This window comes from Paenibacillus sp. USDA918EY (genome assembly GCF_009870825.1).
Taxonomy (GTDB): Bacteria; Bacillota; Bacilli; order Paenibacillales; family Paenibacillaceae; genus Paenibacillus_AQ; species Paenibacillus_AQ albilobatus.
The window spans coordinates 59,472-72,482 of record NZ_WTWY01000013.1 but is presented as its reverse complement, the minus strand read 5'-3'; the positions used below and the strand labels follow the sequence as shown (position 1 = coordinate 72,482).

At 41.4% G+C, this 13,011-nt stretch carries 6 protein-coding genes; all 6 read right to left on the bottom strand.

What is annotated here, in order from left to right; translation table 11 throughout:
- Positions 1-14: 14 nt before the first annotated feature.
- The gene (locus GQY55_RS22185) at positions 15-2,345 is read right to left on the bottom strand and encodes a fibronectin type III domain-containing protein (protein ID WP_160044102.1); all 2,331 of its coding nucleotides are present in this window, start codon (positions 2,343-2,345) and stop codon (positions 15-17) included.
- 702 nt (positions 2,346-3,047) lie between these two features.
- Positions 3,048-3,830 (bottom strand): FkbM family methyltransferase, encoded by a 783-nt coding sequence (locus tag GQY55_RS22180; RefSeq protein ID WP_160044101.1) that lies wholly within the window; start codon positions 3,828-3,830, stop codon positions 3,048-3,050.
- Between the two features lie 14 nt (positions 3,831-3,844).
- Positions 3,845-5,494, bottom strand: coding sequence for a glycosyltransferase family 4 protein (locus GQY55_RS22175; protein WP_236575790.1), 1,650 nt, complete (start codon positions 5,492-5,494; stop codon positions 3,845-3,847).
- 182 nt (positions 5,495-5,676) lie between these two features.
- A complete protein-coding gene (locus tag GQY55_RS22170) occupies positions 5,677-7,575 on the bottom strand; it encodes a glycosyltransferase (protein WP_160044099.1) in 1,899 nt (632 codons plus the stop codon).
- A gap of 16 nt (positions 7,576-7,591) precedes the next feature.
- Complete coding sequence (locus GQY55_RS22165) at positions 7,592-8,686, bottom strand: glycosyltransferase family 2 protein (protein WP_160044098.1); 1,095 nt, start codon at positions 8,684-8,686, stop codon at positions 7,592-7,594.
- 64 nt (positions 8,687-8,750) lie between these two features.
- Entirely contained in the window at positions 8,751-12,995 is a 4,245-nt protein-coding gene (locus tag GQY55_RS22160) for an IPT/TIG domain-containing protein (protein WP_160044097.1), read from the bottom strand.
- Positions 12,996-13,011: the final 16 nt, after the last annotated feature.

Sequence of the window (13,011 nt, the reverse complement as noted above, 5' to 3'; positions counted from 1 at the left end):
ATTGTTATCCCGGTTTAATGGGCCTCGGGATCAAAGGGAGGGGTCTCTGGAATACTTGTCCCTGTATTATAACCATTAACTTCAAACGTAATAATTTTATCAAAGAATACATAATCTTTACGATTTACGAATGGTCCCTTATTATTATTGTGCTTATCTATGGCATACATTGTAGTTCCAGTTCCGTTAGCGCGTCCTTCATACCAATTAATGAAGGAAACGACTTCAGACATGGATAAGTCATATTCCTTTTCGATTCCATTAATGAGAATAATACGCAGTAAAGCCCGTTCTCCTTCTGGACCTGGAATAGGAGGATTTACAACATCAGCTCTTGGAGTAGCGGAAGCTTCGTTCGAGTTTGCGCTTTCTCCTGCTGCTGAGACAGCTGTGACGACATAAAAATAGGTAGTTCCATTGACTACATTATTATCTATGTAGCTATAAGTATCTCCCGTAACGCTGCCAATTACACTATACGGACCACCAGATACCGTAGCACGTTTTACATTAAAACTCGTAGCGACATTGCCTGAGTTGTTCCAATTCAATACAACACTTTTGTTACCAGCCGCTGCGGTCAAGTTTAACGGCGCCTCTGGAGGAAGTTCTCCACCTTTTCCAAAAACGTTCCATTCGTAGACTCTGGCATTGCTTCCTGTGTGCTTTAATGCAACGGTCGAGACATTCTGTATTGGAGCAGGGAGTGTCTGAATCTCATCACTTTTCGATAATTCATACCTCTGCAGCAAGTTATTGTTTGAATCATAGAATTCAACCGCTACTGGATTCACAAATTTCGCAACGACCGCTGAAATTTCTACCGGCGAAGAAAACGTATACCATGCAAAATTCCCACCGCTTAGATCGGTAATAGTGGTCGTGTTATTATCCGTTAAATTCCGAGTAGTGCTTGTCGGAGAGGAAATTGATTTACCCACTTGCAGGGTAAGCCAATCAAGTAGTCCCCCCGTATACTTGGTTGCATCCGGCTTAATCCCTTTTTCAGGGGAATTAGCACTTTCTCCCGCCCGGTTCACTGTTGTAATCACATAATAGTATGTTGTTCCATTGGTTACAGTCGTATCGGAATAAGTTGTGTCTTTTACATTTGCAAGCAATATATATGGCCCGCCAGAAGAAGTGGCACGCTTCACATTATACGATTCCGCTCCAGTCGCAGCCCAATCCAGTTTGACGATCTGATCACCACTTTGGATCCAGTTGATCGTTGTAGGTAACGGTGCAGTTGACGGAGTAGTAAAGACGTTCCATTCGTAGACTCTGGCATTGCTTCCTGTGTGCTTTAATGCAACGGTCGAAACATTCTGTACCGGGGCAGGGAGCGTCTGAACCCCATCATTATTCAATAATTCATACCTTTGCAGCAAGTTATTGTTTGAATCATAGAATTCAACCGCTACTGGATTCACAAATTTCGCAACGACCGCTGAAATTTCTACCGGCGAAGAAAATGTGTACCATGCAAAATTCCCACCGCTTAGATCGGTAATAGTGGTCGGGTTATTATCCGTTAAATTCCGAGTAGTGCTTGTCGGAGAGGAAATTGATTTACCCACTTGCAGGGTAAGCCAATCAAGTAGTCCCCCCGTATACTTGGTTGCATCCGGCTTAATCCCTTTTTCGGGGGAATTAGCACTTTCTCCCGCCCGGTTCACTGCTGTAATCACATAATAGTATGTTGTTCCATTGGTTACAGTCGTATCGGAATAAGTTGTGTCTTTTACATTTGCAAGCAATATGTATGGCCCGCCAGAAGAAGTGGCACGCTTCACATTATACGATTCCGCTCCAGTCGCAGCCCAATCCAGTTTGACGATCTGATCACCACTTTGGATCCAGTTGATCGTTGTAGGTAACGGTGCAGTTGACGGAGTAGTAAAGACGTTCCATTCGTAGACTCTGGCACTGCTTCCTGTGTACTTTAATGCAACGGTCGAAACATTCTGTACCGGGGCAGGGAGCGTCTGAACCCCATCATTATTCAATAATTCATATCTTTGCAGCAAGTTATTGTTTGAATCATAGAATTCAACCACTACTGGGTTCAAAGATTTCGCAACGACCGCTGAAATTTCTGCCGGCGAAGAAAATGTGTACCAAGCAAACTTTCCTCCACTTAAATCGGTGTAAGTAGACGGATTGTTGTCAGATAACTGTGAAGCCACACTTAATGGTTGTCCAATTACGGTTCCTACTTGAATCGGCTCTCCATCCAATAGCCCACCTGTATATTGTGATGCCGCCTTTGCCCCTGATGGGCTGACAAATACTGTACTTAAAACAAAAACAGCAATTAGTAAAAAATAACTAATTTTTTTCAACTTTTACCCTCCTTTGGATATAAATATGATCCCCCTGCACTAGTAATCTACCATTTATGTTATAATGTGTCCATGAAATAATTTGATATTTATTACTTTTATAGCAATAATTTGGTTTAATTGTTATTCTATAATGGCGCCCTAGTAAAATACCAACTTAGTCTTGTATTTCCCCGTCCGCACCTTCAATCGACCGATGTCAGCAATCCCCAGTTCTTTCGCTACTGCCGCTGTTGTCATGCCCACTAATCGCATTTCTATTGTTTTCTTTTTAATTCCTGCCCCTTTTTTGTCATGATCAAAAGCCCCCCCTATAGTATTTCATCAGAATATCTCCAGGGTGTTTTTCAATGTCACTATAAGGGGTACACTCTATATTATTGGGGATTCATTTATCGCAAAAAAGGTACAGACTCTTCAACTTTCTTGAAGGACTGTACCTTTTTCTATGAAACGGACTTTTTCAGTGACCTAGTTTCTTAGGGTCTCGTTTGCTTGCAACTCTAATCGTTAACCACCGTACATTAATTTGTGCAGGTCGGCCCAAACAAGGCCGGATGATTATAAATTTGATTATGTCAGCCGCTTGTGGTCCACGTGCTCCGTTGACGTTTTCAATTTCTGCGGATTGGCTTTTTTTTCAAAAGCCTTCGGGTTGAATAATAGAGAAAAGTACGAATACTTATACAGCTCTTTACTCTATTAAAATTCAATGAGCACAAAAGGAAGAAACTCATAATTAGAAACTTCCTTTAGGGTAGTTGCCACAGGCTCTCCTTCCTGATTTAACAAATAGAGGCGCCCATCGAAACTATTTAAAATTTCACTTAACAACAACAGGAAGTTTTCGGTGTCTCCCCCTAACATAGGAGGATTCCACTCAAAAGTAACTTTTTTTATCTTTTGTTCCTGTAGCAAGCCCATCATCCCTAAGAAAGCGTGGTATTCACCGCCTTCGATGTCGATTTTCACCAGATCGATGGAATCTATATTCTTAAGTTCGTTATCCAAAGCAACAGCTTCGACTTCTTTAGTCGTAAACGTATCCTGAACGTTTTCATCACTTGGCTTTTCATGAAGGGAGGAGTAAGCAATAAATCGTTCGGAGCTAAGAAACTTCATTAATTTACTTTCAGAGTAAACGGCCTTATTAATGACTTTTACGTTTTCAGTCGTCCAGTTCATCGCCAGATTATCCTTTAGCATCGAAGCAGTTTTTGAATCAGCTTCATACGCAAAAACCTTTCCAGAGTTGCCCACCAATTTTGAAGCAAGTACCGTAAAATAACCGACATTGGCCCCAACATCCACAATGTTATACCCCTGCTTAATATGGCTTAAAAAGTATTTTGTTAGAGGCACCTCAAACATCCCCGTAGTTACAAAAGTAGGCATAAGGCTTAAATCATCGGCCGGAACCGTAATCATCGCATTGTAAGCCAGTTTCACTAACATTTTATTATTTCCGATATATGTGCCGTTCAAGATGCCTCATCCTCTCAAAATGTTGTAATTGTCTGAAGAGATGCTTTGACTTGCTTTTCAGCTAACAAGGCCGTGCCTATGAAAAACTCGGGATAATGAACAGCATCTCCCAAAATTTTAGTAATTCCGACTATATCATCCAAGTCTCCTCTTCCTAACAGTGTGGAAGCTACAATATATAAATAGTAGAAATCAGCATGGTCTGAATAAACTTGAAGTGTTTTTCCGATTAGTTGAAGTGCCTCATGGTCCTTCTCTTGTTCCAAAAGACAAAGGATCAACCATCGAATATATGTCGGCCGCATATCCTCTGAGGCTTCATCTAATAATTCTGAAAATATACGGAAAGATTGTTCGTAAAGGCCTGTCTGTAATCCGTAGATGGCCTCGCCATATGTGCCTTCTATTTTATTGCTGGTTCTCACAAAATATAACGCACGATCAACAGGTAACCTGTCTTTGTCGCTCCCTTTTCTTCTAGCAGCCGTTTCCCACCTACCGATCCGATGATTTTCAAAAACTTCATAAATTACAGGCAATTGAACTTCGTCACGCTGACTCTGCAAAAGTCGACTTATAAAACGGAAAAAGTCATCCATGTGTTCAAACGAATCCTGTGTAACGAATATATCCCAGTCATCTAACGTATTTATTGCTTCTAGCTCATGTTCGGCTAAAGTACTATAATAGGCTTCAATCTTTGGAATAATTACTTCCCAAGTGAACGCGGAGGAGGTTTCTAAACCATTTTTCACCAATTGTTCTCTTAATTGGATATCATTTATTAAATCAACCATTTGATCAAATAGGCTTCCAGGGTCTTTAATCTCAGCTAATAGGGCATTTTCTCTATGCTTTGCGTATTCCAACACGCCCAAATTATTTGTTGTTATAACAGGGCATCCGCACATCATCGCTTCCATAACTGGTAGAGAAAAAGACTCGTAGTGGGAGCCGGATACGAAAAATAGAGCCCCTCTGTACAAGCTGGCAATCTCGGATTGAGACGGGTTTACAACAATTTTACTAATCCATGGGATGTTTCTAATTTCTTCTGCTGGTTCAGTCGGTGTAATCCAAATTAGATCAACTCTATGATGATTTAAACGAAGCATTTGGTAGGCTTCCCATATATCTGATACTCCTTTAAAAGTCGTATTCACATCCCCCATCATTAACATATACGGGTTAGGCCACTCATACTTAGGAACCTCTACGTTAAATCTAGATGAATCCAACCCATTATGAATTACTTTTGCCTCACAGCTATAATGTTGTTTTAGTGATTTAGCTGTTTGTTCTGAAACAGTGTAAACCGCATCTGCAAATGAGATCTGTTTTCGTACATAATGGAGGTCATCCGTACTCATACGATTATTATCAAATAAATGAAAATCTCCTTGCTCAAAATAAACCACCGGAGCAATCCCCGTTCTAATGCAATCATAGATATGGGTATAGTAGGTGGCTACAATTAAATCGCATTTTGGAATTGCATCCCCTAAACTCGAGCCGGCAGGTAATTGAATATATGTTGCATTTAAAGGGAACCACTCGGGGCGCGGAAACCACGAAGCAATCGTTATTTGGTAACCCAACAATGTCAAGCGGTTCGCCTGTTCAAAAATGATTTTGACCCCACCGCATATGCTTACATGATTCATTACATAAACAATATGGAAAGTCTTGCTGTTACTAGGCTTTGGGTATAGGTTTCTCTTGTAAAAAGAAATGGTTTTGAAATCTTCAACTTGTTTATGGTGTTGAATTGATAAGACTTGTCGAAGTATGATAATCCCCCCTTCTGAAACATGGTTGTCGCCACTTCAGTGTCGCTCAGTTTATATTAGGTTAATGAACTGAAGATCTTATAAGTTTTATTAAACCATAATGACTTGGGTTCAAGATTCATAAGTTCAGATTGGACTTCTCTTGCCTCAACGATCTGATTGCAGGTTTCAAGTAATTTTAATAGTTGATAGCCGTTACTATAATTAGGCAAGACGCCGTATGCTTGTTTCGCATAATACAATGCATCATCTACATTCCCCAAATCTCTAAGTATGTCTCTTACTAAAGCATAGATTTCAACATTTTCAGATGATTCAGAGGATTCAACGATAATGTCAAGGGCTATTTCTTTAAAGCCTTTTTTATTTAATTGATCGGCAATAATAAATCTAAATATAGGCTGACTTGAGGCATGTATTAATTGCTCTAAGCTTGTAAATTGCCCTAGCCTGATGAGGATGTTCACCAATTTAATGAGCTGTTCTTTCATTTCTTTTGAGAAAGGCATTTCTGGAAGCTCTTCACCGCAAACAAGACTATTCCACCATCTCCATTCCCTGTTCCTCAAACTAAACACATGGCGATTCTGTATTAATGGATCAGGATCATGACTCAAAACGCCGAGTAAGATTAAATCCCCGAAAAAGGCATCTCTAACATGCTCAATTTCACTCCAAATTCGTTTCGCCGCAGAGTAGTCTCCTTCCAATGTTGCGGCCCAACCTTCGAATTCCACTGGAACTTTCACCTTATAGCATCGGACAAGATCTAATGCTCCCGGGTGACGAAGGCTATACAGTACAGAAACCATTTGCTCTACTCTCTTTAAATCGTTAAATGGCCATATTTTGAATAAGGCATCCACAAATTCGTTTCCTCTTAAACTAGGGAATAACTCAATAAATACCTGTATCAAGAAAGAAAGGTCGGGCGCTTCTTGAACAGCCTTCAAAAAGTGTTTTTTAGCTAACTCATGCTGGCCATTACGTAGGTACAATTCCGCTAGTTTCCCATGTGCAAGATAAGATGCTGTACCCTCATAATGGTTAAATTGTAACGCATTTCTGGCTTCGCCTATTTCCAAGCATTTCAGGAAACACTGTTCCGCATCTTTGTCATAACCAACATTTTCGTATATAAGACCAAGCCGATATTGAAAGTCAGCATGATCGGCATATAAAATTGCGCTGTCTTCCCCTACTGCAACAGCCTCTTCGTTTCTCCCCATTTCGGATAAACTTTTCATTATAAACATCAAAATACGCGGAGCATAAGAAGTCCCTTTCCCAAGACTGTACGCCTTCTGAAATGCTTTTAATGCTTCTGTATGCCGATCTTCAAGAGAAAACTGAACACCAAGATTAAAATAATTAAATGCGTTAGGATTTTTCTTTACTTCATCTTGAATGATTTTCATATTGCGCTTCTTCTTGGACTTTTCTCGTACAATATCCTCCAAGTAACCATCATGGTAGATGACCGCATCAATTAATCCTGGTTTTAAATGCGGGTGTTTTGACATGTCTACCTGCTCATGCAAAGCTCCCTCATAACGAAGTACGGGATCGTTTCGAAACAGGCGTATAAATCGATGAACTTCGGCCACACCATGGCCAAGGTCATTTCGAATTCTTACGTAATAATAGTCCTGGTCCAAAGGCATTAACAGGGACTCCTTATTTTTGCCTATATATTCGTCCGCATCGAGATGAAGGATAAAGTCACCCGTAGCATACTGCAGTGCGTAATTTCTGGCATCGGAAAAATCATTGTTCCATTCGTAATGATATACGTGATCCGTATATTTTTTTGCAATATCTAAAGTGCTGTCCGTAGATCCGGTGTCTACAATGATGATCTCACTCACAACATCCTTAACGCTTTCCAAACATCTTTCTAGACAACGTTCTTCATTTTTTACGATCATGCAAAGGGATATTTTTGATAAGGTCATTTTAAGAACTCCAATACTATTGAATTAGTGTATTCAACCTTACTCCGGCCGAATCGTAAACAAGTTCCTTGCTTTGGCTGTAATGGTATATAGCTTTGGATATAGTGCCCGTTATTTCAAAATACAGTCCAAGGTTATAATGAGCCAGGTAGCTGCCTACTCCTTTCGTCGTTTCATATTTTCTGCCATCAGCTTCACCTAGCGAAAGGCAACTCTCAAAAATTTGAGGAATAGCAGGGAACCACTCCACGTTTTGAGATTCAATCACTGCAGTTCCATATATATAATATAAATCGGTATAATCCGGATAAATTTCGAGTGCATAATGAATTATTTCTAAAAATAGATCCCAATTCTTTAAATAAATAAGACATTTTAGCAAATGCAATAGCAACGTACTGTGATAATGAGGAAAAACAGTGCCGTTGATTCTCTCTACAGCGTTATGGTAGTAATAGGACGCAAGTTCCCATTGTCGGTTCTGTTCATATGTTCGGGCCACTTGAAAGTTTATATAAGGATCGATTGGATTGCTTTCAAGTTCCGACATCAGCAGTTTTAAATTCCGTTCAATTTTTTGTTTGCTTTGAATTTGATCACTTAGATAACCATAGTGCTTTAACTTGATAGGAGTATCCCATGTAGGAATTGTTCCCCCACCTGCAAGCAGTTGTTCATGAATACGGCCTTGATAACGAAATTCCGGTAGGTTTGGAAATAATCTAGTAGCCCATGTAATGACAGAACCATCATTTGTAACGTTCTGAATCTCAAATCTAGCAGCTGTACCTGGATGATCCCTCATTTGTCTACAAGCTGCATGCAATGACTCCAAATCGGAGTCCAATGTCTCGTCTGCATCCATTATTAAAATGTAGGGATGATTAGCCTTTGTAATGCTAAAATTTCGAGCCGCTGCAAAATCGTCTTTCCATGGCTGTCTGAAAACTATAGCTCCTGCTTCTTTGGCTAGATAGGGTGTTAAGTCCGTTGAATTATGGTCTACCACAATGATCTCTTCTACAAATGGCCTTACGGAACTTATCGCTTTCCCAATATAGTTCTCTTCATTTTTTGTGATCATACATACGCTTATTGAAATATTATCCATTTCTCAACCACCTTATGAATTAACGGGTGCCGCTTAGGACACCCGTTAATTTTAGTATCATCATTTAATTGTACGTAAATCCGTTAACTGCCTCGAAAATCTGTCCGTCTGCATTTTCTACTTTAATCGTGACTGGCCCCGTTACAGATGAGGCAGGCACTCTGATTAATAGTTGTGTTGCGCCATAAAATGTAGAAGGAGCAATAACATTATTTACATATACTTTCGTTGTGCTTGCAAAATTGGTACCGTAAACATTGATAATATAGCCGCCTGCCTTTGAACCATTGTTCGGAGAAATTGAAGTAATGGTTGGCCCAGGTTTCGGCGCTGGAGCCTTATAGGTTAACCCCCCTGTTGCCACCACAAACTGGCCATCATTAACATTGATTACCTTTACATCTACGGGGCCTACCACTGTCGATGCAGGCACTCTCGCACGCAAATCCGTAGAACTGTAAAGTGTGGTCGCTGCTTCCACATTATTGATAAATACCTTGCTTGAAGAATTAAAGTTCGAACCGGCAATAGCAATGATATCTCCACCCGTATTCACAGCAGAATTTGGAGTTATCGAGGAAATCACTGGCGGAGGTCCTAAAACAAACTTCAAACCACCATTCAACACCCCGATTTGATTATCTGGATTTTGCACGGTGACGTCAACAGCTTCCGGTTGGGCCCATACAGGAGTTTTAATAGCCAGTTGAGTTGAACTCATAAAAGTAACTGCCACATTGGTATTGCCTAACTTTACCTTTGCACCATTGACAAAATTTTTACCTGTAATGGTAACAATCGTTCCACCCGTAATGGCCACTTCTGAAGGCGAAACAGATTGTACAACCGGTGCTGGAGGCGGGGGTGGCAGGATGAAAGTAAATCCGCCCGTTAAAATGGCCTCTTGATTATCGGGGTTTACGACCTTAATGTTGACAGACTCTGCTTTTGCCCAAACAGGCGTTTTCACTTTTAGCGTTGTTGAATTATAGAATGTCGTGGCAGCTAAGGTATCATTAAAATATACCTTTGTACCTGATTCAAAATTTTGCCCCGTTACATCAATGATCTGACCACCCGTTGTTTCACCTTCGGAAGGTTTGACCTCAGTAATGATTGGCTCAGGTTTCTTTGGCGGTGCATTATAAGTAAAGGCATCTTTTAGCATAACTTCCTGTTGATCCGGATTCACGACTCTGATATCAACGGACTCAGCCGTTGTCCACGCCGGACTACGTACAATCAACTGCGAAGAACTATTTAGAGTGGTTGCTACAGAAATACTATCAAAGTAGACTTTCGCCCCGCTGACAAAATTGGAACCATTAATATATACAAGAGTTCCACCAGCCATTTCGCCGTTATCCGGCGTAATGTTTGAGATCACCGGCGCCGGAGGCGGTGGTGGAGTTTCAAACGTATAACCTTTCTCCAGCACAGCTTTTTGCCCATCCGGGTTTGTAACTATAATGTCAACCGATTCTCCTGTACTCCACGCCGGGGTTTTGAATTGAAGTTGGGCTGCAGATACAAAAGTTACTGTAACGTCCTTGGCTCCTAATTTCAATGTAGCCCCGTTCACAAAATTTTTACCTTGAAGCGCTAAAACTGTTCCTCCTGCAACAGGCCCTTTATTCGGGGTGACCGTTGTTATTTCAGGTGCAGGCAACGGGTCATAGGTAAATGCCTGATCCAGTACAGCAAACAGATTGTCAGGGTTTACGACTTTAACAGATACAGATTCTGCCTTGGCCCAGGCAGGCGTTTTGAGATATATCAAAGTTTTGCTGCTAAATGTTGAGCCAGATGTTACATCCTTATCATTGAGATAAACCTTTGCCCCACTAACAAAATCGGAACCGTTAATGCTTACTAAAGTTCCTCCAGCTTGAGGTCCCGAATTAGGAGTTACGCTCAAAATCTTAGGTGCTGGTGGAGGAGGTGGTGCCAAGTATTCAAAAGCATCCGTTAGAATTGATTCCTGACCATAGTTATCAACTACTTTAATATCCACTTTTTCTGCAGTTGTCCATTTCGGTGTTGTCAGCGTGACTTTGGTATCCGTTAAGGAACTTGTGCTGACTAATGTACTATCAAAATAAACCTTCAATCCTGCACGGAATCCGGCACCGGTCAGGGTTACTACAGTTCCCCCAGCCTGAGGACCTTCAGCAGGAGAAATCGAATCTAGCTTTGGCGGTGCAGGCAGTTGGTAAGTGAATCCGTCAGCCAATACTGCATCTTGACCATCTGGATTCACGACCCTCACATCAACAGCCTCGCCCTTGTTCCATGCAGGGGTTCTAACTAGAATCTCATTACTGTTTGTAAAAGTGGTTTGTGTCAGTAGCGTATTATCAAAATAAACTTTGGCCCCACTTAGAAAACCTTTACCGTAAATATGCATCAAGGTTCCGCCAAACACCGATCCGCTGTTTGGATCGACCGAAGTAATTTCCGGCTTCGGATAAGTATAAGTGTATCCGTTGGCAAGCTCGGTTTGCTGTCCATCCGGATTAACGACTTTAACTTTGACTGACCCCGCTTTTGGCCACTGTGGAGTTACTATTTTAAGCATTGCAGGCGAAACAAAGACAGCCGGCACTTCGGTGCTGTCAAAATATACTTTTGCTCCATCAATGAACTTTTCACCTGTAACGGTGACTTCCTGCCCTCCCGTGGTCAATCCTTGATTCGGCGTCAAAGACGTAATTTGCGGTCCGGAGACATACGAATACGCCTTGAAAGATACAGCCTCTGTTCGATCTTCATTTACAACTCTAACATCCACCGATTTTTCAGTTGCAGACGCAGGAGCCTTTACGACAATTTTTGTTGGCGTTATCGAAGAAACGACTGCTTGCTGGTCTCCGAACCATACGGTTGCTCCTGCCATGAAGTAATTTCCTTCAATCGTGACCGTATTTTCACCTTTCAATGGCCCTTGATTTGGCGTAACGGAGGTAATGACTGGATCCGCATAATATCTGTATTTTGCCGTCGCGAACTGCCCATCCTTGTTCGTAACCTTAAGATCAACGGAGCCCTGCGTTCCGCTTGGTGCAGTCACGATCAGTTTTGTGGAGTCGACATATTGAACTGAGCCGGCTGGGGTTGTGCCAAATAGCACGACCGAATCAGGGAGAAAGTATTTGCCGTTAATCACGACTGATTCGCCGCCGGCAATTTTCCCATGATCCTCAACGACGGAAGTGATTTCCGGCGCATGATAAGATACCGTTATTGTTGGGTTTACAATATCAGTTTCGTGAGGCTTCCCAAGATAATCGTCATATTTTACATGAACGTCCTTTTCCCCAACGGAAAGAACACCTACCTTGGCACCTGTTTTGTGTTTAATTTTGTAATTAAACGTAAGCATGTCTTTTTTCAGTTCATTGAATTTCCAAGTCAAAGTATTTCCAGACACGACAGGCTGAGGAATGTTGTCTTTGTATGAATCGGGAACGATTTCAAATTCCGGAGCAACCGTATCTGTAACAGTGACATTATAAGCACTTGATAAACCGATCTCTTGAACAATCGCTGCGTATATTTCAGCCAAACCAACGGAACCGAGTACAAAATGATGATGCTGGGCGGTCGTAGCCATTTCCTTCATCAGTAGGTTAGGCGCACTCTTTTCAGGGTCCTCATTGGGCTGCAAAAGCGCAATCGTATAGAAAATAACTCCTTCATTTTTGGCATTATTAGCTTGTTCCAAAGCTACTTGCCGGGCATAATCGTTTGGAGCTGGCTCCGTAGCCTCACCGTCCGTCATCAGAATGATGACCGGCTGAGCATCTGGTCTATGATTTTTAAGCAAATCCTGGGCTTTAGCAATAGCGGCTTTTGTACCAGTACCACCGTTTGCTGTAATTTTGTCGATATAGGATTTCAAGTCGGAAGGATTTGTCGATAAATCCTTATAGCTGATATTGCTTGCAAAATCCACAACGCCAACCCGATGTTTGGAAAAGTCAACCAAATCGATAAACCCTTTGGCTGCATCTTTCGCATTTTTCATTTTATCTTCGCCTTTGTTTGGACCATAGGTTGGGGCCATACTTCCTGAACGGTCGATGATCAAAATGATATCATTGGGTTTAATAATGTTTACATCCGGTGAACCTTGGATGTTCAATGTCACCTTTGCCTCTTCACCTTCAAAAATTTTGGCAGGATCTATGGTTTTGGCAACTTGCACGCTGGTATCCGAAGCTGCGGCTACGTTGGACGTCCAAGGGAATGGTGCTGCAACGAGTACAAAAATAAGGAGAAAATAAATATATTTAGATATTCCCTTCATGGAGAGCCTCCTATTA